Below are 24435 nucleotides of genomic sequence, written 5' to 3'. Positions count from 1 at the left end.
GTGCTGCTCACCGTGACCACCACCCACGCCCCGGCGACCGACCTGGGCTTCCTGCTCCACAAGCACCCCGACCGGGTGCAGGAGTTCGCGCAGTCCTTCGGGACCGCCACCGTCTTCTACCCCGAGGCGACCGAGGAGCGCTGCACCGTCGCGTTGATGCTCGACGTCGACCCGGTGCGCCTGGCCCGCTCGCGCGCCCGCAACGCGCCCGACTTCAGCCTCGCCCAGTACGTCAACGACCGGTCGTACGCCGCCTCGTCGCTGCTCGGCGTCGCGATGGCCGACGTCTTCAGCACCGCGCGCAGCGGGCGCTGCAGGTCCCGGCAGGAGCTGGCCGACTCCGCGATCCCGCTGGAGGTCACGATCCCCGTGCTCCCCTGCCGCGGCGGCCCTGACGTCGCGCACCGCCTCTTCGAGCCGCTCGGCTGGACCGTCGAGGCCGAGCCGATCGCCCTGGACGAGGCGATCGAGGGGTGGGGCGCCTCGCGCTACGTCCGCCTCCGGCTGACCGGCACCGTCCGGCTCGCCGATGCACTCAACCAGCTGCACGTGCTGCTGCCCGTCCTCGACGAGTCCAAGCACTACTGGCAGGGCCCCGACGAGGTCGACAAGCTGATGCGCTCGGGCGAGGGCTGGCTGGCCTCGCACCCGGCGTCGCGCCTGATCACCCAGCGCTACCTCGGCCGGCGCAGCGGGCTCACCCGCACCGCGCTCGCCCGGCTGGCCGAGCTGGGCGACGACCTCGAGGACGCCGTCGAGCCCGCCGAGGACGAGGAGGCACAGCAGCCGGAGCAGGCGCGCGTACCCCTCAACACCCAGCGGCACGACGCGGTCCTCCAGATGCTGCTCGACCTCGGCGCGCGCTCGGTGATCGACCTCGGGTGCGGACCCGGCCAGTTCCTGCAGCGCCTGGTGCGCACGCCCGCGTTCACGCGCGTCGCCGGCAGCGACGTCTCCACGCGGTCGCTGCAGCACGCCGCCCGCCGGCTCCGCCTGGAGCGGATGAGCGAGCGCCAGGCCGAGCGGATCGAGCTGTTCCAGGGCGCGCTGACCTACGAGGACGCCCGCTACGCCGGCTTCGACGCCGCGGTGCTGATGGAGGTCGTCGAGCACGTCGACCCGCCGCGGCTCGAGGCGCTGGAACGCGTGGTGTTCGGCGCGGCCCGCCCGGGCGCGGTCGTGGTGACCACGCCCAACAGCGAGTACAACGCGCTCTACGAGTCGCTGGTCGGGATGCGGCACCCCGACCACCGCTTCGAGTGGACGCGGGCCGAGCTCGGCGAGTGGGCCGAGCGGGTCTGCCGGACCTATGGCTACCGCGTCGAGGTGCACGGCATCGGCGACCACGACGAGTCCCTCGGGACACCCACCCAGATGGCGGTCTTCACCCGCCTCACCGACGAGCAGGCCGACGAGAAGGAGGGCGACGATGACTGAGCACCGGAGTGAGCACCGCCAGCTGATGGTGCCCGCCATGGGTCTGGTCGTCCTGGTCGGCGTGTCCGGCAGCGGCAAGTCGACCTTCGGGCGGCGACACTTCAAGCCCACGGAGGTCGTCTCCAGCGACTTCTGCCGGGGCCTGGTCGCCGACGACGAGACCGACCAGTCCGCGACCCCCGACGCCTTCGACGTCCTGCACTACATCGTCGGCACCCGACTGCGGCGCGGTCTGCTCACGGTCGTCGACGCGACCAACGTGCAGCGCCCGGCCCGCGCGTCGCTGGTGAAGCTCGCGCGGGAGCACAACGTGCTCGTCGACGCCATCGTGATCGACGTACCCGAGTCGGTGGCGCACGGGCGCAACGCGGATCGTCCCGACCGGGACTTCGGCTCGCACGTCGTGGCGCGCCAGCATCGCGACCTGCGCAGGTCGCTCGGCAAGCTGGCCAAGGAGGGCTTCCGCCGGGTGCACGTGCTCCGCGGCATCGACGAGGTCGACGCGGTCGAGGTGGTCCGCGAGAAGCCGTGGAACGACCGCCGCGAGCTGCACGGCCCGTTCGACATCATCGGCGACGTGCACGGTTGCGCCTCCGAGCTGCGCACGCTCCTCACCGAGCTCGGCTGGACGATCCACCACGACGGCGACGTCGCCGTCGGCGCCGAGCACCCCGAGGGCCGGCAGGCAGTCTTCGTCGGCGACCTCGTCGATCGCGGACCCGACACCCCCGGCGTGCTCCGGCTGGCCATGGGGATGGTCGCGGCCGGCACGGCGATCAGCGTCTCGGGCAACCACGAGGCCAAGCTGGTCCGCGCGCTGCGCGGCGCCAAGGTGACCGTCTCGCACGGCCTGGCCGAGTCGCTCGCGCAGCTCGAGGCCGAGCCGGAGGACTTCCGCGCCGACGCGCTGCGCTTCATGGACGGGCTGATCAGCCACTTCGTCCTCGACGACGGCCGGCTCGTCGTCGCGCACGCCGGGCTCAAGGAGGCCTACCACGGCCGGTCGTCGGGCCGGGTGCGCGCGTTCGCGCTCTACGGCGACACCACCGGCGAGACCGACGAGTACGGCCTCCCGGTCCGCTACCCGTGGGCGCAGGAGTACCGCGGCGAGGCGATGGTCGTCTACGGCCACACCCCGGTCCCGACGGCCGAGTGGGTCAACAACACGATCTGCCTCGACACCGGAGTGGTCTTCGGCGGCGCCCTCACCGCGCTGCGCTACCCGGAGCGCGAGATCGTCTCGGTCCCCGCCGAGCAGCAGTGGTACGAGCCGGTGCGCCCGCTCGTGCCCGAGGTCACCGAGCGCGAGCCCTCCGTGCTGTCGATCGACGACGTCGCCGGCACCCGCTGGCTCCAGTCGCCGCACGCCGGCAAGGTCAAGGTGCCGGAGGAGAACGCCGCCGCGGCACTGGAGGTGATGAGCCGGTTCGCGGTCGACCCGCGCTGGCTCGTCTACCTCCCACCGACGATGTCGCCGGTCGCCACCTCGACGCTCGAGGGCTTCCTCGAGCATCCCGAGGAGGCGTTCGACGAGTACGCCGGCTGGGGCGTCACGCGCGTGGTGTGCGAGGAGAAGCACATGGGGTCGCGGGCCATCGCGGTCGTCGCGCGCGACGCCGAGGTGGCCGCCCGGCGCTTCGGCATCGCCGACGGCACGTCGGGTGTGGTCTTCACGCGCACCGGGCGGCCGTTCTTCCCCGACACCGCTGAGCTCGTCGACCGGCTGCGCACCGCCGCACGGCCGCTGTTCGAGTCGCTCGACACCGACTGGCTAGCGCTCGACTGCGAGCTGCTCCCATGGTCGGCCAAGGCGCTCGAGCTGATCAAGGCGCAGTACGCCTCGGTCGGCGCGGCCGCGCGCCACGCGCTGCCCGAGGCGCGGGCGCTGCTCGACGCGGCGGCCTCCCGCGGCCTCGACGTGGGTGAGCTGGCGGCGCGGACCGGGGAGCGGCTGGCCAACGCCCGCGCGTTCCGCGACGCCTACGCGGCGTACGTCCGGCCCACCGACGGGCTCGACGGCGTCACCCTGGCGCCGTTCCAGGTGCTCGCCGCCGAGGGCCGGGCGCTCGCCGTCACGGAGCCGCACGCGTGGCACCTGGACCAGCTGGCACGGCTCGAGGGAGAGGTGATCACCCCGACCCGGCACCGATACGTCGACCTGTCGTCGCGTGAGGAGCGCGACGCGGCCACGCAGTGGTGGCTCGACCTCACCGCGGGCGGTGGCGAGGGCATGGTGGTCAAGCCCGCCCACCTCACCGAGGGCCGGGTGCAGCCGGGCATCAAGGTGCGCGGCCGCGAGTACCTCCGGATCATCTACGGTCCCGACTACACCGGGTCGCTCGACGTGCTGCGCCAGCGCCACCTGGGCAAGAAGCGCCAGCTCGCGCTGCGCGAGCACGGCCTCGGCCTGGACGCGCTGACCGGCTTCGTCGCCGGCGACCCGCTGTGGAAGGTGCACCAGGCCGTGTTCGCCGTACTGGCCCTGGAGTCCGAGCCGGTAGACCCGCGCCTGTGAGGGTCACACCACCAGCCGTAGCGCGCGCTCGGCGCGGCGCAGGCGGACCGTCTGGCCCCAGGTCAGGGTGAGCGCGTCGGCCTCGATGCCGTCGCCGAAGGCGACGAGCCGGTCGGACTGGACGGTGAGGGCCAGCTCGTCGCCGACCAGCTCGCCCTCGGTCAAGGTCACGCCGGTCGCCGGCGAGGGCCAGGCCTCCCGGACGAACCACACCAGCCGCGGGTCGCTCGGCGCGGGCAGCGCCAGGCTGCTCCCCCGCTCGCGCCAGATGGAGCGGCACCAGCCCGTCGCGCCCGTGCCGCTGGCGACGATGAGGCCCGAGGACGCCTGGGCCTCCGACGCGCCACCCGCGGCGTGGAGCTCGTAGCGCGCGGTCTGGTGGCTGGGGTGGCCGACGAAGACCTCGTTGAGGGCCAGCAGCCGCTGCCCGTCGTCGAGCTCGGCGGCCACCATCGTCCGCTCGGTGACCCGGTCGGTCGCGCGGAGCAGGTCGCCGAGGTCGGCGGCCGCGTGCGTGACCAGCACGCCGGCGTTGCGGCCGGGCTCGGGGTCGATGCCGATGACGGGCTGGCCGTCGAGGTACTTCGCCACGTTGGCGACCAGCCCGTCCTGCCCGACGACGACCACGACGTCGTCGGGCGAGAACAGGAAGCGGGACACGTCGGCCCGCTCCACGCTGCCGCGGCGCCAGTCGACCGGCACCGCCGCCGTGGCTGCCTCGAGGGCGCGCTGCGTCAGCCGGTGGCGCTCCTCGAGCTCCGCGATGTCGCGGCCCCGGGTGCCGAGGAAGAACGCCGCCTGTCCCCGGGTGCCGTGCGTGGCGAGCAGCTCGTCGTACTCCGTGCGCCGGTGCACGACGACCACCCGGGGCGTGAGGCTCACGACTCCGCCCCCGATCCCGCCTTTGCGCTGCCGAGCTGCGCCAGCGCCCGGGTGACCAGGTCGGGGCTCAGCACGAGCGACTCGATCTTCGGCAGGTTGGCGGCCAGCTCCTTGACGGCCAGGGCCATCAGCACCGCCTCCGACACGTCGGCGTACGCCGCCACACGCGCCGCCTCGGCCTCGCCCTGCGCCGCGCCGGCGAGGCGGGTGCCCTGGGCGCGGGCCTCGGCGAGGGTCACCGTGCGCTGGGCCTCCGACTCGGCGGCGATGGCCCCGGCGGCGGCGCTCTCCTCGGCCTCGCGACGGGCGTTGGCGCCGCGCTGGCTGACCAGCTGCTCCTCGCGACGGGCGAGCTCGATCCGGGTCTGGAGCTCGTTCTCTCCGATGGCACGCTCGCGCTCGACGGCCACCGCGCGTCGCTCGAACGTCGCCCGGTCCGCCTCCTGCTGCACCTGCTCGCGGGTCGGCGTGCGCAGGGCCTTCTCGACCTCGGGCTCGGGCCGCAGCGCCACCACTCGCACGCCGACGACCGCGATGCCGGTCTCGGCGAGGCGCTCGTCGCCCCGCAGGCCCTCGGCGATCACCGCACGCACCGGCCCGACGCCCCCGGCCATCGCGGCGGTGAGGTCGACCGTGGCCAGGAGGTCGATGGCGTACTGCTGCGCGGACTCGACCAGCAGCCCGGCGACCTGCTCGAGCGGCGTCGCCCGCCAGGTGCCGTGCTCCGGGTCGAGCGAGAAGTCGATGCGGTCGGCGGCGACGGACGGGTCGGTGACCCGGTAGGTGACGGTCGCCTGGACGGTGACGTCCTGGAAGTCGCTGGTGCGGGCGTGGAACAGCAGCGGGAGCTCGCGGTCGTCGACCGGCACCTCGTTGAGGACGGCGCTGAGCGGCCGGAACCAGAAGGCCGCGCCCACACCTCCGCGGATCGTCCGGCCGTTGCGGATCTGCTCGACGTACGACGTGCCGGACCCGCGCAGGTGGCGGACCAGCGGGTAGCGGGAGATGTGGGCCATGACGTCCTCCTCGGTAGTTAATGTCAGTATGACGATAACTGCGCCGAGGACTAATCGTCAAGTTGACGCGAAGAGAGTAGGGTCGGCCCATGGCCCATCCCCCCGTCGCCGTCACCGTGGACCTCGTCGTCCTCACGATTCGCGACGACCGGCTCCACGCCCTGACCGTCCGCCGCGGCGAGGAGCCCTTCGCCGGCCAGTGGGCATTGCCGGGCGGGTTCCTCCAGCCGGACGAGGACCTGGTGACGGCCGCGTCCCGCGAGCTGCTGGAGGAGACCGGCCTCTCCTCGGACCGCTTCCACCTCGAGCAGCTCGCGTCGTACGGCGACCCCCACCGCGACCCGCGCATGCGCACCGTGACGGTCGCCTACGTCGCGCTCGCCGCCGACCTGCCCACCCCGACCGCGGGCAGCGACGCGGCCGAGGCTCGCTGGCAACCGGTCGGCGACATCGCCACCGGGTCGCTGGCGTTCGACCACGCGACGATCCTCCGCGACGGCGTCGAGCGCGCGCGGGCCAAGCTGGAGTACACCCCGCTCGCGGCCGCCTTCTGCCCGCCGGAGTTCACCGTCAGCGAGCTGCGCCGCGTCTACGAGGTGGTCTGGGGCGTCGAGGTCGACCCGCGCAACTTCCACCGCAAGGTCACCCGGACCGAGGGCTTCCTGGAGCCGACCGGCGCCACCACGACCCGCGACGGCGGACGGCCCGCCCGGCTCTACCGGGTGGGCTCGCTGACGCACCTGCACCCGCCGCTGCTACGAAGCGTCACCGGTTCGTGACGCCGATGTGACCACCGCACGGTGCGGCAGGTGCTACCAATACGCATGATCAGTGGTCGCCTCCTGCTCGCGACCCTGGTGCTGCTGACCACCGATCCCGGCGGCTGCCACTCCGACGTCGACGACAGTGGCCCGCCACCCGTGCCCGTCGCCGAGGCGCGGGCGAAGGTGGACGACTGGCTGCGGGACTGGCCGCTCGGGCCCGCGGAGGTCACGGACTGTGGCCACCAGCCCGAGGTGCGGTCCGCCACCGTGTGCACGGTGCAGCGGCAGGGCCAGGGCCTCGCTGTCCCGGTGGACCGCTGGCCTGACGACGGCCCGCCGATCATCCGCGAGGACGACGTGCGCGCCGAAGACCCGGAGGCGTTCGTCGCGCGTGCACTCGACCTGCTGGGACCGACACCGGACAGCGTGGAGTGCGAGGACGAGGAGTACGGCGGCGGGTGCCTGGCCGACTTCGGCCCCGGCGAGCCCGTGCGCGAGGTCCGGCTGATGGCCCACGAGGGCTTCGTGGACGCACAGGTCGAGGTGCCGGGATCGGGACGTACGGTCGTCGTCGGTGGCGGCCCGCTCCTCGAGGTGGCGCTGGAGCGCGACCAGCGGCTCGACGGTCCGGCCGTCACCGTCCGCGGCACCGTGCGCGCCAACCCGGTCACCGGGACGCCGGTCGCGCAGGTCTGCGTGAGCACTGACTCCTTCCAGGCGCTGGCAGCATGCCAGCCGGCGGATCCGGACGGCGGCTTCGCCGTCCGGATGGTCCCCGGCCCCTACGCCGAGGCGTTGCGGATCAGCGCCTCCGACATCGCCGGCGCCACGACCGTCGCGCTCGTGCCGGTGTCGGTCCGCCGACGTGCCACCTGACCGAGCGCCTCAGCTGGTCGCGAGCAGGCAGTTGTCGATCTCGGGGTAGTGCTTGCGGATGTTCACCTTGCGCTCGAGCTCGCCGATGATCGCGGGCGCGAAGTTCACCTCGTAGAGCGCCTGCGCGCTGCCGAGGCCGCCGGGGCTGAAGACGTTGATCTCCATCAGCTTGTCGCCCACCATGTCGAGCCCGACGAGGAACATCCCGTCGCTGACCAGCTTGGGCCGCACCACCTCGACGAGCTCGAGCATCGCGTCGGTGACGGCGACCTTGGTCGCCTTGCCGCCGGCGGACATGTTCGAGCGGATGTCCTTCGTCGAGTTCGTCCGCCGGAAGGCGGCGTAATGCCCGTCCACCACGAGCGGCTCGCCGTTCATCACGAACATCCGGACGTCACCCTTGACCGCCTCGGGGAGGTACTCCTGCGCCACGACGTAGCCGTCGCGGGAGATGGCCTCGATGATCTGCTTGAGGTTGGGCGCCTCTTTCCTGTCGACGAGGAACACCCCGGTGCCGCCGGATCCCTGCAGGGGCTTGAGCACGGCCTTGCCGCCGAGGTCCGTGATGAAGGACTCGATCATCGCCTCGTCGCGCGAGATGAGGGTGCGGGGACGCACCACCTCGGGGAAGTGCTGGAAGTACGCCTTGGACAGGGCGTTGGCCAGGCTCGTCGGGTCGTTGACCACGAGCACGCCCGACGAGGCGATCAGCTGGCCGAAGGCCACGCCGGCGTTGTTGCGCCACGGGTCGGTCTCGGCGTCATCGGCCGGGTCGTTGCGCAGCATCACCACGTCGAACTCGTCCATCCCGATGAGCTGCTCGACGTCGGGCTTCTTGACGTCGGCCATGTGCCGGTCGAGGGAGCGGTACGTCTTGGCGTGGCCAGCGCGGGCCTTGGTGCTCAGGGAGCCGTCGGGCTCGTAGGCGAAGTCGCCGATGCCCATGTACCAGGCCTCGTGGCCCATCTCCTTGGCCGCCATGGCGAGCCGGTTGGTGGTGTACTCCGCCTTCTCCGTCTCGATGTCGTTGACGACGAATCCGATCTTCATGCATGTCCCTCCAGGAGTGTCCCGAGATCGTCGGTCCCGGCCGCGCGGGCCAGGTTGGCGTGGGATGCCGGGTCGTGCAGGTAGCGAGGGAGGACCCGCGGCGGCCGCAGCAGGCCGCGGGACTCCAGGTCACCGATCAGGGGCAGGTCGCGCAGCGAGAACTTGCCCAGCCACAGCTGGTCGAGCGAGCCGTCGGCGCCGAGGTGCTCGAGCAGCTCGACGAGGCCGCGCAGGTAGATCGCGTCCTTGGTCATCCCGCCCGAGCGGTAGACGCGCATGACCGTGGTCCAGGCGCTGCCGGCGGGGAAGTCGTCGGCGACCAGGGCCTCGTGGGCCTCGGCGAAGGTCGCGCCGCCGATCATCCTATGCACGGTGAGCACGCGGCTGGCGAGCTGTCGCAGCCGGAAGGCGGTGAGGCCGCCGCAGGCGATCTCGGCGAGCACGGCGAGGCCCTCCTGCGTCTCGTCGTAGCCCGCGAGGCCGACGCCGAGCACCTTGATCGGCTGGTGCGTGCCGTTGGCCTGGGTGACCAGGTGGGTGCCGACCTCGTGGTGGAGGAGCGCCTGGGCGCGCGCCTGCTGCACCTTGGTCTCGGGCCCGATCAGCAGCACGTCACCGGAGACCATCACGCCGTTGACGTCGGCCCGGATCTCGACGTGCATGTCGAGGTCGGGGTCCTCGTCGCGGTAGTGGGCGATCTCCGCCTCCGCGAGGGCGAGGAACTCCTCGGCGTCCAGCGCCTCGTCGGTCGGCTCGGTGCGGGTGATGCCGGCCAGCAGGGCCTCGGCCTGGCTGCGCAGCGACGGGGAGACGCCGCCGTACAGCTCCACGCTCAGCGGCAGGAAGTCGTCGGTGTCCCGCGCCTCGAGCATGTCGAGCTGCAGCTCCATCTCCCGGTGCTTGGCGCGCAGCAGCTGCCCGAGGACGGGGTCCTCGACCTCGCCGGGGTCGATGTCATCGAGCTCGGCACGGACGACGGCGGGGTCCGCCTCGAGCTCGCGGTAGGTGAAGTCGGGCGCCGGGTCGTGTCCCTCGAGGAAGTCGTCGCGCAGGTCGTCGGCGTCGACCGGCGTGATGTCGAGCAGGAAGCGGAAGCTCTGGGCCAGCAGCGAGAGGCGGTGGTCCACGGCCAGGTCGGCCGCGGACAGCTCCGGATGCTCGCCCTCCTCGCTCATCGCGTGCTCACCCCAGCCGCTGCAGCTCGTCGTGCAGCCCGGGCAGCGCCGCAGCGAGCCCTTCCTGCGCGCACCGGAGGCGGTGCTCGTCGAGCTCGCCGGACCACTCGTCCATGAAGGTCTTCTTGAACTCCAGGGCGAGCACGCAGCCCACGCGCGGGTAGCGGTCGTGGACGAACCACGCGAGGTTGCGGCCCTCGAAGGCGACGTTCTCCCGCGCGTCGAGCGGGCCGCAGCCGAGCGAGGCGTCGCGCAGGTCGCCCATGAAGCGCTCGACGAGCGGGCCGAACAGGTCGTGGTCGAGGCTGCCCGTGCCGACGTTGACCTCGGGGTTCTCCGACACCGGGGCGGGCGGCGCGTCGGCGCCGTCGCGGCGGTGGTTGTAGGAGTGCACGTCGAGCAGCACGAACGGGCCCCGCTCCGCCAGCGCGTCGAGGCGCGGCGCGAGGGCGTCGTAGAAGGCGTCGTACGTCGCCAGGCTGCCCTCGAAGAGCTCGTCGGACAGCACGCCGTCGCGCCAGACCTCGAGTCCCCAGCAGTCGTCGGGCTTGCGGTAGACCGCCTCGCGCCGGGGCCGGTTGAGGTCGGCCTCGAAGCGCGAGCGTGCCGTCAGGACGTGGTCCGGCACGACCGCGGCGATGCGGTCAGTCCAGGGGTCCTCCTCGCGGAACCGCTCGGCCTCGTCGAGCACCATCGCCTCGGCGATCTCCGGGCGGAGCTCGTGACCGGCATGGACCGACGTGGCCACGACCGGGCCGGTCCACTCACCCACGAACGCGACCGCGTCCGACGTCCCTCCCACGTCCGTCATGGGCGCCTGTCTACCCGAGCGTCGCCGATGCCTCCAGTGCTCGCACCCCTACGGGTGGTGGGTCCCGGCTACTTCAGGCCGACGATCGAGAGCCGCCCGACCCCGAACTGCGGCACGGTGACCGCGAGGTCGAGGCGACGTCCGACGGTCGTCGCGTGGGCAGCGACCTCGCCGTCCGGCGTGGCGCCGACGTGGGTCACCGAGGTCAGCTTCACGTGTGGGCAGTCCGGCGCGTTGAGGAGTGCGGCCAGCACGTTGAGCACCTCGTAAAGGTTCTCCTGGACGACCGGCGAGAGGTCCTTCTCCTCGATCGCGACCTCGGCGGCGCCCACCGGCATCAGGCCGATGGCCGCACCGGCGTACGCCGACAGGGCCAGGTCCATCACGGCGACCGCGCGGGTGCGGGCCTGGTCGTCCTGGTAGACGGCGTACGTCGTGCCGGCGCCCACGTCGCCGACGAAGGCGTCGGTCATCTGGACGGTGACCTCGCGGCCGAGCAGGCCGGAGAGCAGCTCGCGCGCGTCGAGCGCGGTGGGGATCGGGGTCAGCACCCACTCGGAGGCGGTGCTCATGCGACCACCGCGTCCAGGTGGTCGCGCAGGGAGTCCGGCGTGAACGGCTTGGCGAGCAGGAACAGGGCTCCGGACTCCTCGGCGATCGTGCGCATCTCGGGGGTGCCCTCCGAGGTGACGAACCCGAACGGGACCTGGTGGTTCGCCGCGCGGAGCGCCCGCAGCAGCTCGATGCCGGTCATCTCGGGCATGTTCCAGTCGGAGAGGACCAGGTCGGGCGCCTGGCTCCCGACGAGGTCGAGCGCCTCGGCGCCGTTGCCGGCCTCGATCAGGTCGTGGCCGTCGTAGCCGGCCTGGCGCAAGGTGCGGATGACGATCTGCCGCATGACGCGGCTGTCGTCGGCGATGAGGATCTTCATGCGGGGTCTCCTGAGGTGGTGTGGTGCTGCCCGTCGTGCCAGACGCGGACGTCGACGGGGTGGCCTGCCCACACCAGCTCGGCGTGGCAGACCTCGGTGCCGGCCCGGGGGGTGCCGGTCTGGACGGAGGGGTCGGTGCTGACCTCGGGGAGGCCGAGGGCGCTCTCCTCGAGGAGGAGGCCCTTGACGTTGCCGCCGAGGACGTTGACCAGCTCGCCGATCGCGTCGACGACGTCGTCGTCGGACACCTCGTCTGCCATCAGCATCCGGCGCGCGAGGTCACCGGCGCCGGCACGGGAGACGTCGAGGGTGACGTGCCCCGACCACCCGCCGGTCACCGCGATCGAGGCGCGGACCCGGCTCGGGGCGTCGTCGTGCTGCGGTGCGGCCGGCTGCCCCTGCTCGAGCAGGAACGCGGTGAGCACCTCCTCGCCGAAGACCTGCAGGTCGTGCGGGGTGACCGGGGACTCGGGGGCCGTGATGGTCATGCGACGCTCCTCGCCGGGTTGAGGCCGAGGTAGTCGAGCTTGTCGACCAGCGCGTCGGCGGTGAAGGGCTTGATGAGGTACTCGTGGGCCCCCGCGGCGAGGGCGCGCACGATCTGTCCGTGCTCGGCCTCGGTGGTGACCATCATGAGGGTGACGTCGCGGAACGCCGGCTCGGTCCGGGTCGCCTTGACGAACTCGAGCCCGTTCATGACCGGCATGTTCCAGTCGACGGTCGCCAGGACCGGGAGGTCGCCCCGCAGGGACTCGAGGACCTCGAGGGCCTGCTGGCCGTCCGCGGCCTCGACCACGTCGTAGCCCAGCTGTTCCAGCTGTCGCCGGAGGACGATGCGCATGGTGCGGGAATCGTCGATGACCAGTGCTTGCATGTCAGTTCGCTCTCTGTGTGGACAGCAACGTCGAGGTGAGCGGGGCGCCAGTGAGCGTCCGCGGGGTTCGGTTCGGGAGCACCGGGGGGAACGGGTCGTCGACCTGCGCCCGCGGCCGGTTGAGGGTGAGCCGGCCGACCGCCGTGCGGTGCCAGGTCTCGTCGACGCCGAGGGTCGTCTCGGCGCCGCCCAGGAAGAGGTAGCCGTCGGGTGACATCACCCGGCGCACCCGCGAGAGGACCGACTGCTTGGTCGGCTGGTCGAAGTAGATGAGCACGTTGCGTAGGAAGACCAGGTCGAAGACCGGCATCAGCGGGAACGGCGCGGCGAGGTTGAGGGTCTGCGCCCGGACCATCGAGCGCAGCTGGTCGGAGACCTGCCACTGCGTGCCCGCGCGCTGGAAGTGCTTGACCATGAGCGGCGCCGGCAGGCCGCGGCCGACCTCGAGCTGGCTGTAGCGACCCTCCTGGGTCCGCTGCACCATGCCGGGCGCGATGTCGGTCGCGACGATCTCGACCTGCCAGCCCTTGGGCACGACGTGCTCGGCCATCAGCATCGCGATCGTGTAGGCCTCCTGCCCGCTGGAGCAGGCGGCCGACCAGATGGTGATCTTGCGGCGCGACGCGGTGCGGGCCAGCAGGTCCGGGATCACGTGCGAGACCAGGACGTCGAACGGCTCGCGGTCGCGGAACCACGACGTCTCGTTGGTGGTCAGCGCCTCGACGACGGCGGCGTGGTGGACCCGGCCGACCGGCGTCATCAGGTGGGCGACGTACGACGCCACGTCGGGCAGGCCGGCCGCGCGGGCGAGCGGGTGCAGGCGCGCCTCGACGAGGTACTCCTTGCCCGGCTCGAGGACGATCGCCGCCTCGCGGCGGACCAGGTCGGCGACGTAGCCGAAGGATGCGGGTGACAGCGTCACGACAGGGACACCTCTCTAGCCGGGAGGACGACGCCTCGGCCGGCACGGACCCGCTCGACGATGGCGGGCCCGATCTGGGGGAGCGGGAGGACGGACGGGGAGAGGCCGGCGGACACGACGGCGCCGGGCATCCCCCACACGACGGACGAGGCCTCGTCCTGCACGAGGAGCGAGCCGCCGGCGGCCGCGACCTCGGCGCAGCCCCGGGCGCCGTCGGAGCCCATGCCGGTGAGCACGACCGCGAGGACGTTGCCACCCCACGTGTCGACCACCGAGCGCATCATCACGTCGACGGCCGGGCGGCAGTAGTTCTCCGGGGTGCCCTGGTCGAGCGTGCTGACGACCTGCCCGGTGGCGGCCGCGCCGCGGAAGCGGAGGTGGAAGTCGCCGGGCGCGACGACCGCGCGACCGGGCCGCACGGGCATGCCCGCCGTCGCCTCGGCGACCTCGAGGGCCACCTTGCCGTTGAGCCGGTCGGCGAACTGGCGGGTGAACACCGGCGGCATGTGCTGCACGATCACGACGGGGACCGGGAGGTCACCGGGCAGCGCCGCCAGCACGGTCGAGAGGGCGTCCGGGCCTCCGGTGGACGCACCGATGGCGACGACGTCGACCCGGCCGGTCCGCTGGGGTGGCGTGGCGCTGCCCGCGACGGCGGGAACCGTCGGCACCGACGGTGCGGGGGCACCGACGGCAGGGCGTACGACGTGCCGGCACAGGCCGCGGATCCGCGGGACCAGCTGCTCGCGGACCGCCTCCATCGAGGCCTGCACGCTGCCGACGTTGGCCGGCTTGGTGACGTAGTCGCTGGCACCGAGCTCGAGCGCGTCCAGGGTCGCGGACGCGCCCCGCTCGGTCAGCGTCGAGAACATCACCACGGGCAGCCGGGGGTGGTCCTTGCGCAGGTTGCGCAGGGTCTCCAGCCCGTCCATCACCGGCATCTCGACGTCGAGGGTCACCAGGTCGGGGTTGACCTGGTCGATCTTGGCCAGCGCGACCTTGCCGTTGGCCGCCGTCCCGACGACCTCGATCGTCGGGTCGGCGGACAGCACGTCGCTGACCAGGCGGCGGACGACGACGGAGTCGTCGACCACCAGCACCCTGATCCTCCTCGACATCGGACTACTCCTCCTCGATCCGGCTCAGTACCGGAACCGGCCGACGAGGGTGCGCATGTCAGCAGCCATCCGGGCGAGCTCGTCGGCCGCCTGGCTGGTGCTGTTGGCCGCCGCCTGGGTGTCGGACGCGGTCCGCGCCACGCCCGTGACGTTCTGGGCGATGTCGGTCGAGCCCGTGGCGGCCTCGGCGACGTTGCGGCTCATCTCGTTCGTCGTGGCGGTCTGCTCCTCGACGGCGGAGGCAATGGTGGCCTGGGTGTCGTTGATCTGGCCGATGATCTCCGCGATCTCGCCGATCGCGGTCACAGCCGCCTCGGTGTCGGCCTGGATGGCCTCGATGCGACGCCCGATGTCCTCGGTCGCCTTGCCGGTCTCCTGAGCCAGCTCCTTGACCTCGTTGGCCACGACGGCGAAGCCCTTGCCGGCCTCGCCGGCACGAGCGGCCTCGATGGTCGCGTTGAGGGCGAGCAGGTTGGTCTGCTCGGCGATGGAGTTGATCACCTTGATCACGTTGCCGACCTCGGCCGAGGAGGCGCCGAGCTTGGCGACCGTGGCGTTGGTGGACTCGGCCACGACGACCGCCTGGGCGGCGACGCCCGCGGCGCTGGAGGCGTTCTGCGCGATCTCCCGGATCGAGGCCGACATCTCCTCGGTGCCGGTGGCCACGGTCATCACGTTGCGGGACACCTGCTCGGCGGCTGCGGAGACCAGCCCGGCCTGCGAGGACGACTCGGAGGCCGAGCCGCTCATCTGGCCGGACACTGCCGACAGCTCCTCGGACGCCGTGGCCAGGGACTGGGCGTTCTGGTCCATCTGGCCCATGGCGTCGCCGAGGCGCTCCAGGGCGTGGTTGAGGGCGGTGCCCATCTGGCCCACCTCGTCACGCGAGGACACGTCGAGGCGCTCGTCGAGGCGGCCCTCGGCCACCTGCCCGAGGGCGGCCACGGCGCGGCGCAGCGGACCGGTGATCAGGCGGGTGATCAGCACCGAGAGGAGGGTCGCCACGGCGAGGGCGACGGCCAGGACGACGAACAGCGTCGTGCGCTGCACGGACTCGGTGTGCTCGTACTCGGCGTCGGCGGTCGCGACGTCCTCGTCGATCTTCTCGCGGAGCGCCTCGAGCCGGTTGTCGATCTCGTGGTTCTTGTCGACCAGTGCGGTCTCGCCCTCGGCGTCCGTGCGACCGGCGGCGTTGGGGTTCTCCACGAACGCCTCGACGTAGGTGTAGAAGGAGTCGGCGGTCACGCGGGCCATCTGGATGTCGTCGAGCAGGTCGGCCGGCAGGTCGAGGGCGAGGACCTCGTCGAAGATCTCGTTCGCGCTGGCGATGTCGTCCGCGGTGTCGGTCACGACCTGCTCGCCGTCGGCGCCGATCAGGGCCCGGAAGCCGTCGGCCTTGATCTCGCTGTTGCGGTTGTCGAGGTGGTAGAGCTTCGCCGAGGTGGTCTCGAGGACGTCGACGTCCTCCTTCTCCGCGCTCAGCGTCGAGAGGCCGTTGAGGACGGTGAACGTCAGCACCACGGTCGGCAGGAGGCAGGCGACCGCGAGGACGAGGAGCTTGCGACCGGTGCTCAGGTTGGCGAGGACGCGGGACAGCGGCTTGCGGGGCTGGGACGGCGCCGGCGCCTGGGGCGTCGCGGCGGTCGGCACGGGCGGGGCGACGACGGGCTGCGCGTAGTCGTGCGGCGGCGGGGCGAGAGTGGTCATGACGGTCCTCCGGGCGGGTGGTGCTGGTCGGTGTGATGGGTGGGAGCGAGTCCGCCCGAAACGGATCGCGGGGTGGAGCAGGTGGATCGGTCAGGCGGGTGCGTGCACCTGGGCGGCTCGCTCGGTGTCGAGGAGCAGCATCAGCTGGCGGTCGAGCTTGCAGACGCGGCTGACGAGCGCGCGGACCGATGCCGGCACGGTCTCCGGCGGCGCCTCGAACGCCTCGCGCGGAGGCTCGATGACGTCGCCGATCTCGTCGACGACGAGGCTGACGGCACTGCCGTCGGCGGTCTTGACGACCACGTTGACCGACGGTGCTCCGGCGGGTCGCGGCGGGAGGCCGAGCCGCTCGCGCAGCTCGAGCGAGGTGACGATCTGGCCGCGCAGGTTGAGCAGGCCGGCGACCTCTCGGGGCGCCAGCGGGACGCTGGTGAGCGCCTGGGCGCGCAGCACCTCCTGGACGGAGGCGACCGGCACGCCGAAGACGTGGCCGTCGAGGACGAAGGTGCAGTACTGGGACATGGCGGGCTCCTTCAGGCCGTCCGGGCGAGGCGGTCCTCGCCGGGCAGGCCGGCGAAGACCTGGTCGATGTCGACGAGCTCGGTGACGTGGCCCGCGATCACCGCGGAGCCGTCACCACCACTCGAGTCGAGCGCGGTGCGGATGGACAGGTTGGTCTCGACGATGTCGAGGATCCCGGACACCACGACACCGGCGCGCTGCTCGCCACGGCGGCACACGACCACCTGGAGCGGGGCGTCGCTGCCGTAGCCGGCGTCGCCGTGCAGGACGTGGTCGAGGCGCACCAGCGGCAGGATCTGCTCGCGGTACTGCACCACCTCGTGGTGCCCGGCCCGCTCGACGACGTCGAGGTTGATCTCCTCGAGGCGGTCCACCGCGGCGACCGGGATGCCGGCGCGACGGCCGCCCCCGAGCTCGACGACCAGCACCGAGGCGACACCGTCGGCGTCGGCGGCACCGGCGTCGGCAGCCGCGTTGAGCTCCGACTCCAGCGCCATCCCGACCTGGCGCGCGATCGCAGTCGCGTCGAGGATCAGCGCCACGGCACCGTCGCCCATGATCGTGGCACCGGCGTAGAGCGGCAGGTGCCGCAGCTGGTTGCCCAGGGGCTTCACGACGATCTCCTCGGTGTCGAGGATGTCGTCGACGACGAGGCCGTACTGCTGGTTGTCGGCCTGGAGCACCACGACGTACGTCGTCTCGCGCTCCACGGCGTCGAGGCCGAGCTGCTCGCGCAGGTCGACGAGCGGCAGCAGCCGGCCTCGCAGCCGGTAGACCGGGGCGCCGTGCACGTTCTCGATCGCCGACGCGGCCTGAGCGGCGTCGAGCCGGACCAGCTCCAGCAGGTTGACCTGCGGGATGGCGAACCGGTTCTCGGCCGCGGTCACGACCAGGGCCGGGATGATCGCCAGGGTCAGGGGGATCCGGATCCGGACGGTGGTGCCGCGGCCGGGGTCGCTGGACAGGTCGATCGACCCGCCGATGCGCTCGATGTTCGTCTTCACGACGTCCATCCCGACGCCGCGACCGGACACGTTGGTCAGGGCGGACGCGGTCGAGAAGCCCGGGGTGAAGATCAGCGCGGTGGCCTCGTGGTCGCTGAGCCGGTCGGCGGCCTCGCGGCTGATCAGGCCCTTTGAGACCGCCTTGTCGCGCAGCTTCACCGGGTCGATGCCGGCACCGTCGTCGGTGATCTCGATGCTGACCTGGCCGCCCTCGTGGAAGGCCCGCAGCACGAGGGTGCCCTCGGCCGGCTTGCCGGCGGCGACGCGGTCGGCGGGCGACTCGATGCCGTGGTCGATGCTGTTGCGCACCAGGTGGGTGAGGGGGTCGCGGACCGCCTCGAGGATGGTCTTGTCGAGCTCGGTCTCGCGTCCGACCATGTCGAGCTGGACGGTCTTGCCGAGCTGCACCGACAGGTCGCGCACGACGCGCGGGAGCTTGCTCCACAGCGTGTCGATCTGCTGCAGGCGCGTGCGCATCACGCCCTCCTGCAGCTCACCGGCCACGAGGTTGAGGCGGTGCGTGGTCCGGGCCAGGTCGACGTCCTCGCGGGCGGCGGCGTTCTGCAGCATCTGGTTGCGCGTGAGCACCAGCTCGCCGACGAGGTTCATCAGCGAGTCGAGCAGGGTGACGTCGACGCGGATGGTGCTGTCGGCGACCGACCGGCGACCCTCCGCTGCCTCGCCGGCCTCGGCGGCAGGCTCGGGCTCGACGTGGACCTCGGGCTCGGCGACCGCGAGGGCCCGCACAGGGGCGGCGGGCTCGTCCGGGACGACCTCCAGCACCGGCTCGGCGGGGGTCTCGACGCTCTCCTCGACGGCGACCTCGGCGGGCGCCTCGACCGCGGGTGCTGCCGGCGTACCGCCCTCGAGCGCGACGTTGAGCCGTGCGACGAGGTCGTCGTAGGACCGGTCGCCCTCGGCGCCGGTGCGCTCGATGTCGGTCAGCAGGGCGCGGACGGCGTCGACGACCTCCAGCAGCAGGCTGGTGAGCTCGGGCGTCAGGGTCAGGTCACCGTCGCGCAGGCGGGCCAGCAGGCTCTCGCCGACGTGGGTCACCGACTCCAGGACGGAGAAGGCGAGGAAGCCGCTCGTGCCCTTGATCGTGTGGATCGTGCGGAAAACGCTGGCCAGCAGCGCCGTCGAGCCGGGGTCCTGCTCCAACGCGACGAGGTCGCTGTCGAGCTGGTCGAGGTTCTCGTGACTCTCGACCAGGAACTCCCCGATGATCTCGTCCAAGCCGTCCATGGCATCCACGCGCGTCTCCATCTCTGATCGCGTCCTGACGATGCCCACATCGGCTCCGCGGCGGAGCACCTGAGCAATCGGGGCGGATCGCGTCGAACTGGCCATGGCGCCTGGTCATCCCGGGCCACACGCATGGCCCGTCCGGGCCACGCGGCCCCACCGGGAGGCGGCCTCGCGCGTCCGAGTTCCGCCGTTCGCCCACGCCGCGCGCGCATCAGTGGTGGGATCGATCGGGCCGATCACAGGGAGGGGGCCGCCATGCGCACGATCCGGACCGCCGCAGCGCTCCTGGCCCTGTCGACCCTGCTGAGCGGGTGCGGCGCCTGGGAGAGCTTCCGGATGAGCGACTTCGCCAAGGAGGACGGCCAGACCATCGCGTCGGCCGCCACCGCGGCGATGCGCGAGGTGACGAGCATGCGGCTCACCGGCCAGGTCGTGGCCAAGGGCACCCAGGTCCTCCTCGACCTGAGCATGGGGCCCGACGGCCGCTGCACCGGGACGCTCCGCACAGGCGGCAGCCACATCGCCATCCGGCGCGTCGGCGACCGCGCCTGGATCAAGGGCGACGAGGGCATCTACAACAGCGTGTCCGGCGGGGCGCTGCCTCCGCAGGCGCTGACCCGGCTCAGCACCTCGTGGATCCCGGCCGACGACCGGCGGATCCTCGACCTCTGCGAGCTCGACGCCTACCTCGAGCCGTTCCGCGTCGTCAGCCTGGTCGACCGCCCCGACGGCAAGGCCGGGAAGGCCCGCGGCGCCGACGTCGCCCAGGCCAGCGACGTGACCGTCGAGGAGGAGTCCGTCGACGGCGACCGGGTCGTGAAGCTCAGCGCCGACACGGGCGAGGTGGTGTGGGTGCTGAGCGAGGCACCGCACTACGTCGTCCGCGTGGAGTCCGCGTCCTCGCGCGACGGCGGCGCGCTGGCCCTGTCGGAGTTCAACCGGGACGTCCGGGTCGAGGTGCCGAGCCGCAAGGACGTCTTCCGACCGTAGGACGGCTCAGTCCGGTGGCGGCGGCGGGAAGTCCAGCCGCACCCGGGTGCCGACCCCGAGGGTCGACTCGACCTCGACGGTGCCGCCGTGGCGCTGCATGATCTCGCGGACGATGCCGAGCCCGAGGCCGGTGCCGGGCCGGCGCAGCGCGTCGTCGTTGGTCGAGCGGAACAGCGGGGTGAACAGGCGGTCCTGGTCCTCCTCCGAGATGCCGATGCCCTCGTCGCGGCAGGTGAAGGTGACGCCGCCGTCAGCCGAGCGCGCCACGCTGAGCCAGATCTCGTCGCCGTCGTCGGAGTACTTCACCGCGTTGTCGACCAGGTTGGTCACCGCTCCGGCGATCTCGCGCGGGTCGCCGAGCACCCACGCCTCCTCGTCCGCGCCGATCCCACCGCCGGGCTCGCCGACGAGGTGCAGGGTCACGCCGGCCTGCTCGGCCACCGCAGCCATGGAGCCCAGCGTCTCCCGCACGGCCTGGGCCAGGTCGAGCCGCGTGGTCGCGGGTGGGTGCTGCGGGTCGCTGATCCGCGACAGCATCACCAGTCGTTCGAGCAGGCCGCCGAGGCGCTCGGTGCCGCGCAGGATCGCCTCCGCCCGGCCCCGGTCACGCTCGTCGATCGACTCGGCCATCGTCAGCAGCTCGGCGTTGGCGGCGATCACCGTCATCGGGTTGTTGATCTCGTGGGTGAGGACCTGCAGGAACTTGTGGCGCGCCTCCTCCAGCTCGCGCAGCTCGTCGAGCAGCCGCCGCTCGCGCTGGGTGGCGTGGGCGTTCGCGATGGCACGGCCGAGGTCGTGGCCGAGCTCGAGGGCGGCCACGCCCTCGCCGTCCGTCCAGCGCCGGGAGCCGGTGCGCCGGGCGACGAGCATCATGCCGAGGACCTCGTCGTCGACGCCCACCGGCGCCACCACGACCGCCTCGAGGTCGGCCTTGGCCAGCGCGGTCGAGAACCAGTCGGCGTACGCCGCAGCGAGCTCGACGTCGCCCCAGACGGCCTCCGGCTCGATGATCAGCACCCGCTGCTCGGCCCACGCGCGGGCCGCCGCCTCGTCCAGCGCCGCCCGCACCTCCGGTGCCATGCCGAGTCCCAGGGCGTCGGGGCGCCGGTCGTCCTCGTCGCGGAAGACGTGGATCTCCAGCTCGTCGACCGACAGCGCGCCGAGCAGGGTGCTGCGCGCCTCGCGCAGCAGGTGGGCGACGTCGTGCCGGGCCGGGTTGGACCGCGCCAGGCGGCGGGTGGCCCGGATGACGCGCATGTGCTCGACGTACTCCTCCCGCTCGACCACGGTGACGATCGAGCGCAGCGTCATGGAGAGCTCGTCGGTCAGCTCTCGCAGGCGGGCGCCGTCGGGGCGGCGCAGGTCGTCGGGGACGTCGAGGTAGAGCAGCGCCCGCAGGTCGCCCCGCTCGTCGGAGATCTGCGCGACCAGCATGTCCATCGCGTGCCAGGCAGCGGGGTCGTCGGTCTCGGGCACGTCGGGCACCACGACGTAGCCCTCGAGCTGCTGCAGGGCGGGCTCGGAGAACTTCTCCTCGGGGATCCAGACGAAGCAGCCGTGGGTCTCCCCGTCGGCGAAGGCCCGCAGCATGTCGCCGAGCCGCGACGCCGTGCCGAGCCGCTCCTCGGCGCTGGTCTCGTCGCCGTGGATCGCCACGAACTCGAGCAGGCCCTGCGGGCGGACGACCTCGATCGCGCTGACGCCGAAGCCGGCGCGGGCGGCGGCGTCCTTCGCGAGGGCCTGCATGAGGGCGCGGGCCTTCGCGTCACCCCAGCTCAGGTCCCGCGTGCGGCGATCCCCACTCCGTTGCTGCCCCATGGCGTCGTGCCTCCCCATCCGCCACGTGGATCGTAGGCACAGGATCCACACGGAGGTGGGGGTTTCCGGGCGAACCACCCGGACGGGCCACGCGGTGGACCACGTGGTGGGCCACCCGCTGCTACAGCCCGTTGCGGCTGAAGTGCATGTAGTCGCGGGACTGCCGCCAGGCACCGCCCCACTCCCACCCGATCCGGGCGAACGCACGCACCACGGGGCCGTCGGCGGTGACCATCCCGGCCCGCACCCGTCCCCGGTCCAGGTAGGACGAGGCGAGCTCGGGCAGCACGACCGGCCCCTTGGCGTACGGGTTCTGGAAGCTGTTGACGTCGATGGCCAGCCCGTAGGCGTGCTGGGAGAAGTACGTCGACCCGGTCGAGGGCCGGCACACGAAGGCGCCGGTCCCGTTGCCGTCACCGGTGCTCGGCGCGTCAGGGTCCCAGCGTCGCACGATGCCGACCTGCTCCTGCGGGAACCGCTCGCGGTAGAGCACGCCGAAGACCCGGACGAGGTCGCCCGCGACGTCGCGGTGCACCAGCAGCTCGCCGGTGTGGCGGCGGGCGTCGAACCCCCAGAACGCCAGTCGCACCCACGCCAGGTCGGTGGCGGCCACCGGGCAGCCCGGCCGCCAGCTCGAGCGGCGGATCACGTGGCGCGGGGCCGGGGACACGACCCGGCTGGCGTAGCCATCGCCCGGGAGCATGCGCACGGAGTCGGGCAGGGTCCAGCGCCGGTGGCGCAGCGCGGGCGGCGTCGGCCGGACCTGCCCGTAACCGGTCGACGGGTCGTCCGGCAGCGCACGGGTGCCGAGCCAGGGCGGCGGCGCGCTGCCCGGGCCGGTCGCGGCGGTGGCCTGGGTCCCGTCCGTGCTCACCACCGCGACGCGCTCCGCCGGCGCCGGCGGCACCGGGGTCGCGCTGATCGTCAGCAGCAGGTGCACCAGCGCGACGAGCAGGTCGTCGACCGTCATCCCCTCAACGTACGTCGGCGGGCGGGGCCAGCGGGAGCCTGACCGTGAAGGTGGTGCCCGTGCCGAGCACGGAGTCCACCTCCACCACGCCGTGGTGGAGCCTGGCCACCTGCTGGACGATCGCCAGCCCCAGGCCGGTGCCCGGACGCCGGCGGGCATCGGGGCTGGCGGAGCGGAAGAACGGCGTGAACACGTGCGCCAGCTCGGCCTCGTCGATCCCGATGCCGGTGTCGGTGCACTCGAGGCGCACGCCGGGCCGCCCGTCGACGGTCTCCGGCACGAGCGTCAGGGTGATGCTGCCCCCGGTGGGGGTGTACTTGATCGCGTTGGAGACCAGGTTGGTCACCATCCGGTGCAGGCCGGCCCGCTCGCCCTGGATGACCAGCCCGTCGGTGACCCGCAGGGCGATGTCGATCTGCTCGGCGTCGGCCAGCGGCGTGAGGAACTCCGCACACTCGCGCACGCTCGCGGAGAACTCGACATCCGTGAGCGTGGTGGCGCGCGTCGGGTCGCTCGCCGTGGCCAGGGCCATCAGGTCCTCGACCATGTCCTCGATGCGCCGGGTGGCCCGGTCCATCGCCTCGACGGACTCGGCGACCGGGGCGGTGAGGTCCTCCAGGCCCAGCAGCTCGAGGTTGGTCCACAGCACGCTCACCGGGTTGCGCAGCTCGTGGGCGAGCGTGTTGACCATGTCGCGCCGGTAGTCGTTGATGTCGCGGAGCTCGGCGTTGAGCCGGCGCTCGCGCTCCATCAGGCGCGCGTCGAAGACCGTGCCCGCCACGTCACCGGCGACGGCGATGGCGGCGTTGATCTCGGAGTCGATCCAGCGCGGGCCGCCGCGCTTGCGGCCGAGGCCCATCGTCCCGAGGTACTCCTCCCCCATCCCGATCGGCACGAGGAGCCACGACCCCAGGTCGCGCCGCTCCATGATGGCGGTCATCACCTCAGGGGTCGGCACCGAGGTCTCGGTCACGCCCCACGTCTGGGTCGGCTCCACGACGAGGTGGCCGCGCCGGAGCCAGACCTTCCTCATCCGCGCCTCGAGGAACGGCAGGTACGGGTCGAGGGCCGGCTCGCGACCTCCCGCGAGGAGCACGTCGACGTAGTCGACCTCCATCGCGTCGACCATCGCGTCGGACATCTCGCGGAGGAAGTCGCCGACGCCCAGACCGGGACGCACGCTCTGCAGCGCGGTGCGGGCCTGGGTGACCATCCGGACCTGCTCGCCGTAGAGCTCGCGCTCGACCAGGCTCACCACGGCGTCGAACATGACCTCGATCTCGGCGTTCATCGCCTTGACCGACTCGAGCGTGGGACGGCGACCCGACAGCGGCTCGTCGAGGTAGAGGGTCGCGCGGAGCTCGCCGTCGGAGCTCTCCAGCAGCCGGACCAGCCGGTCCTCGGCGTGCCAGCCGTCCGCCAGGTCGCTCTCGGGCAGGTCGGGGGTGTGGCCGTACTGCGCCATCCACTCGCGCGTCTCGTCGTCGACCCGCTCCTCGGGGACGTGGATCCAGCCGTCGATGGAGGTGCCGAAGGCGACGATCTTCTCCAGCCGGAGCGGGGCCGCCTTGCCGAGCAGCTGGGCGCGCGCCTCCGCGCTGCCGGCGATCGCGACGAACTCCAGGTTGCCGTCGGAGCGCAGCGCCTCGATGGCGGCGACCCGGTAGCCCGAGCGCCGTGCCACCTCCTCCGCGATGGCATGCAGGACCGCGCGCTGGGCATCGTTGCCCCACGCCTCACCTCGTGGACGCATCCACGTCGAATCGTCAGTTGCCACTGTGCTCCCGCCCCCGCAACGAGTCAGT

At 72.5% G+C, this 24435-nt stretch carries 22 protein-coding genes; 5 read left to right on the top strand and 17 right to left on the bottom strand.

Annotated features, from left to right (window positions below; all coding sequences use genetic code 11):
- Positions 1 to 1437, top strand: coding sequence for a 3' terminal RNA ribose 2'-O-methyltransferase Hen1 (locus ACE3QY_RS01565; protein WP_374454246.1), 1437 nt, complete (start codon positions 1 to 3; stop codon positions 1435 to 1437).
- Positions 1430 to 3952: a polynucleotide kinase-phosphatase gene (locus ACE3QY_RS01560; RefSeq protein WP_374454245.1), complete on the top strand. Its 2523-nt coding sequence runs from the start codon at positions 1430 to 1432 to the stop codon at positions 3950 to 3952. The genes ACE3QY_RS01565 and ACE3QY_RS01560 overlap by 8 nt, the downstream gene beginning before the upstream one ends.
- 3 nt (positions 3953 to 3955) lie before the next feature.
- Here ACE3QY_RS01560 and ACE3QY_RS01555 read toward each other — a convergent pair whose 3' ends face one another.
- Both ACE3QY_RS01555 and ACE3QY_RS01550 read right to left on the bottom strand, forming a co-directional pair.
- On the bottom strand, positions 3956 to 4834 hold the full coding sequence (locus tag ACE3QY_RS01555; RefSeq protein WP_374454244.1) for a hypothetical protein: 879 nt from the start codon (positions 4832 to 4834) through the stop codon (positions 3956 to 3958).
- Positions 4831 to 5850 carry an SPFH domain-containing protein gene (locus ACE3QY_RS01550; RefSeq protein WP_374454243.1) on the bottom strand — a complete coding sequence of 340 codons (1020 nt, stop codon included), beginning with the start codon at positions 5848 to 5850 and terminating at the stop codon, positions 4831 to 4833. Before ACE3QY_RS01550 ends, ACE3QY_RS01555 begins: the two co-directional genes overlap by 4 nt.
- 89 nt (positions 5851 to 5939) lie before the next feature.
- Here ACE3QY_RS01550 and ACE3QY_RS01545 point away from each other — a divergent pair, with 89 nt between their 5' ends.
- Together ACE3QY_RS01545 and ACE3QY_RS01540 are read left to right on the top strand one after the other, a co-directional pair.
- Positions 5940 to 6629 (top strand): NUDIX domain-containing protein, encoded by a 690-nt coding sequence (locus ACE3QY_RS01545; RefSeq protein WP_374454242.1) that lies wholly within the window; start codon positions 5940 to 5942, stop codon positions 6627 to 6629.
- 45 nt (positions 6630 to 6674) lie between these two features.
- Positions 6675 to 7490, top strand: a complete 816-nt coding sequence (locus tag ACE3QY_RS01540; protein ID WP_374454241.1) for a hypothetical protein — start codon at positions 6675 to 6677, stop codon at positions 7488 to 7490.
- Positions 7491 to 7499: 9 nt separating this feature from the next.
- Here ACE3QY_RS01540 and ACE3QY_RS01535 read toward each other — a convergent pair whose 3' ends face one another.
- The 12 genes from ACE3QY_RS01535 to ACE3QY_RS01480 all read right to left on the bottom strand — a co-directional run bounded on the left by ACE3QY_RS01535 (position 7500) and on the right by ACE3QY_RS01480 (position 18849).
- Entirely contained in the window at positions 7500 to 8540 is a 1041-nt protein-coding gene (locus ACE3QY_RS01535) for a glutathione synthetase (RefSeq protein WP_374454240.1), read from the bottom strand.
- Positions 8537 to 9715 carry a flavohemoglobin expression-modulating QEGLA motif protein gene (locus ACE3QY_RS01530; protein WP_374454239.1) on the bottom strand — a complete coding sequence of 393 codons (1179 nt, stop codon included), beginning with the start codon at positions 9713 to 9715 and terminating at the stop codon, positions 8537 to 8539. Before ACE3QY_RS01530 ends, ACE3QY_RS01535 begins: the two co-directional genes overlap by 4 nt.
- A gap of 7 nt (positions 9716 to 9722) precedes the next feature.
- Positions 9723 to 10526, bottom strand: a complete 804-nt coding sequence (locus ACE3QY_RS01525) for an N-formylglutamate amidohydrolase (protein ID WP_374454238.1) — start codon at positions 10524 to 10526, stop codon at positions 9723 to 9725.
- A 68-nt stretch (positions 10527 to 10594) separates the two neighbouring features.
- Positions 10595 to 11098, bottom strand: coding sequence for a hypothetical protein (locus tag ACE3QY_RS01520; RefSeq protein WP_374454237.1), 504 nt, complete (start codon positions 11096 to 11098; stop codon positions 10595 to 10597).
- Positions 11095 to 11457, bottom strand: coding sequence for a response regulator (locus ACE3QY_RS01515; protein WP_374454236.1), 363 nt, complete (start codon positions 11455 to 11457; stop codon positions 11095 to 11097). The genes ACE3QY_RS01520 and ACE3QY_RS01515 overlap by 4 nt, the downstream gene beginning before the upstream one ends.
- Entirely contained in the window at positions 11454 to 11945 is a 492-nt protein-coding gene (locus tag ACE3QY_RS01510) for a chemotaxis protein CheX (protein ID WP_374454235.1), read from the bottom strand. The genes ACE3QY_RS01515 and ACE3QY_RS01510 overlap by 4 nt, the downstream gene beginning before the upstream one ends.
- On the bottom strand, positions 11942 to 12331 hold the full coding sequence (locus tag ACE3QY_RS01505; RefSeq protein ID WP_374454234.1) for a response regulator: 390 nt from the start codon (positions 12329 to 12331) through the stop codon (positions 11942 to 11944). The genes ACE3QY_RS01510 and ACE3QY_RS01505 overlap by 4 nt, the downstream gene beginning before the upstream one ends.
- A 1-nt stretch (position 12332) precedes the next feature.
- Positions 12333 to 13253: a protein-glutamate O-methyltransferase CheR gene (locus ACE3QY_RS01500; protein WP_374454233.1), complete on the bottom strand. Its 921-nt coding sequence runs from the start codon at positions 13251 to 13253 to the stop codon at positions 12333 to 12335.
- Positions 13250 to 14371 (bottom strand): chemotaxis response regulator protein-glutamate methylesterase, encoded by a 1122-nt coding sequence (locus tag ACE3QY_RS01495; RefSeq protein WP_374454232.1) that lies wholly within the window; start codon positions 14369 to 14371, stop codon positions 13250 to 13252. The genes ACE3QY_RS01500 and ACE3QY_RS01495 overlap by 4 nt, the downstream gene beginning before the upstream one ends.
- A gap of 24 nt (positions 14372 to 14395) precedes the next feature.
- Positions 14396 to 16078, bottom strand: a complete 1683-nt coding sequence (locus ACE3QY_RS01490) for a methyl-accepting chemotaxis protein (protein ID WP_374454231.1) — start codon at positions 16076 to 16078, stop codon at positions 14396 to 14398.
- Positions 16079 to 16168: 90 nt separating this feature from the next.
- Complete coding sequence (locus ACE3QY_RS01485) at positions 16169 to 16600, bottom strand: chemotaxis protein CheW (protein WP_374454230.1); 432 nt, start codon at positions 16598 to 16600, stop codon at positions 16169 to 16171.
- 11 nt (positions 16601 to 16611) lie between these two features.
- Positions 16612 to 18849: a chemotaxis protein CheA gene (locus tag ACE3QY_RS01480; RefSeq protein ID WP_374454910.1), complete on the bottom strand. Its 2238-nt coding sequence runs from the start codon at positions 18847 to 18849 to the stop codon at positions 16612 to 16614.
- A gap of 258 nt (positions 18850 to 19107) precedes the next feature.
- On the opposite strand from ACE3QY_RS01480, the gene ACE3QY_RS01475 reads away from it, so the two are divergent.
- The gene (locus ACE3QY_RS01475) at positions 19108 to 19842 is read left to right on the top strand and encodes a hypothetical protein (protein ID WP_374454229.1); all 735 of its coding nucleotides are present in this window, start codon (positions 19108 to 19110) and stop codon (positions 19840 to 19842) included.
- Between the two features lie 6 nt (positions 19843 to 19848).
- Here ACE3QY_RS01475 and ACE3QY_RS01470 read toward each other — a convergent pair whose 3' ends face one another.
- From ACE3QY_RS01470 to ACE3QY_RS01460, 3 genes are all read right to left on the bottom strand, one after another.
- A complete protein-coding gene (locus ACE3QY_RS01470; RefSeq protein WP_374454228.1) occupies positions 19849 to 21660 on the bottom strand; it encodes a sensor histidine kinase in 1812 nt (603 codons plus the stop codon).
- A 121-nt stretch (positions 21661 to 21781) separates the two neighbouring features.
- A complete protein-coding gene (locus ACE3QY_RS01465; RefSeq protein WP_374454227.1) occupies positions 21782 to 22630 on the bottom strand; it encodes a M15 family metallopeptidase in 849 nt (282 codons plus the stop codon).
- A 4-nt stretch (positions 22631 to 22634) separates the two neighbouring features.
- Positions 22635 to 24383: a sensor histidine kinase gene (locus ACE3QY_RS01460; RefSeq protein ID WP_374454226.1), complete on the bottom strand. Its 1749-nt coding sequence runs from the start codon at positions 24381 to 24383 to the stop codon at positions 22635 to 22637.
- Between the last annotated feature and the right edge of the window lie 52 nt (positions 24384 to 24435).

This window comes from Nocardioides sp., from assembly GCF_041913365.1.
Lineage (GTDB): Bacteria > Actinomycetota > Actinomycetes > Propionibacteriales > Nocardioidaceae > Nocardioides.
Note: the sequence above shows the minus strand (reverse complement) of the source record. Positions and strands in the feature narration are given on the sequence as shown.

Coding starts and splice junctions, on each gene's coding strand:
- ACE3QY_RS01560 (WP_374454245.1), top strand. CDS start 1,430: ATGACTGAGCACCGGAGTGAGCACCGCCAGCTGATGGTGCCCGCCATG.
- ACE3QY_RS01550 (WP_374454243.1), bottom strand. CDS start 5,850: ATGGCCCACATCTCCCGCTACCCGCTGGTCCGCCACCTGCGCGGGTCC.
- ACE3QY_RS01545 (WP_374454242.1), top strand. CDS start 5,940: ATGGCCCATCCCCCCGTCGCCGTCACCGTGGACCTCGTCGTCCTCACG.
- ACE3QY_RS01540 (WP_374454241.1), top strand. CDS start 6,675: ATGATCAGTGGTCGCCTCCTGCTCGCGACCCTGGTGCTGCTGACCACC.
- ACE3QY_RS01535 (WP_374454240.1), bottom strand. CDS start 8,540: ATGAAGATCGGATTCGTCGTCAACGACATCGAGACGGAGAAGGCGGAG.
- ACE3QY_RS01530 (WP_374454239.1), bottom strand. CDS start 9,715: ATGAGCGAGGAGGGCGAGCATCCGGAGCTGTCCGCGGCCGACCTGGCC.
- ACE3QY_RS01525 (WP_374454238.1), bottom strand. CDS start 10,526: ATGACGGACGTGGGAGGGACGTCGGACGCGGTCGCGTTCGTGGGTGAG.
- ACE3QY_RS01520 (WP_374454237.1), bottom strand. CDS start 11,098: ATGAGCACCGCCTCCGAGTGGGTGCTGACCCCGATCCCCACCGCGCTC.
- ACE3QY_RS01515 (WP_374454236.1), bottom strand. CDS start 11,457: ATGAAGATCCTCATCGCCGACGACAGCCGCGTCATGCGGCAGATCGTC.
- ACE3QY_RS01510 (WP_374454235.1), bottom strand. CDS start 11,945: ATGACCATCACGGCCCCCGAGTCCCCGGTCACCCCGCACGACCTGCAG.
- ACE3QY_RS01505 (WP_374454234.1), bottom strand. CDS start 12,331: ATGCAAGCACTGGTCATCGACGATTCCCGCACCATGCGCATCGTCCTC.
- ACE3QY_RS01495 (WP_374454232.1), bottom strand. CDS start 14,371: ATGTCGAGGAGGATCAGGGTGCTGGTGGTCGACGACTCCGTCGTCGTC.
- ACE3QY_RS01490 (WP_374454231.1), bottom strand. CDS start 16,078: ATGACCACTCTCGCCCCGCCGCCGCACGACTACGCGCAGCCCGTCGTC.
- ACE3QY_RS01485 (WP_374454230.1), bottom strand. CDS start 16,600: ATGTCCCAGTACTGCACCTTCGTCCTCGACGGCCACGTCTTCGGCGTG.
- ACE3QY_RS01480 (WP_374454910.1), bottom strand. CDS start 18,849: ATGGACGGCTTGGACGAGATCATCGGGGAGTTCCTGGTCGAGAGTCAC.
- ACE3QY_RS01475 (WP_374454229.1), top strand. CDS start 19,108: ATGCGCACGATCCGGACCGCCGCAGCGCTCCTGGCCCTGTCGACCCTG.
- ACE3QY_RS01470 (WP_374454228.1), bottom strand. CDS start 21,660: ATGGGGCAGCAACGGAGTGGGGATCGCCGCACGCGGGACCTGAGCTGG.
- ACE3QY_RS01465 (WP_374454227.1), bottom strand. CDS start 22,630: ATGACGGTCGACGACCTGCTCGTCGCGCTGGTGCACCTGCTGCTGACG.
- ACE3QY_RS01460 (WP_374454226.1), bottom strand. CDS start 24,383: ATGCGTCCACGAGGTGAGGCGTGGGGCAACGATGCCCAGCGCGCGGTC.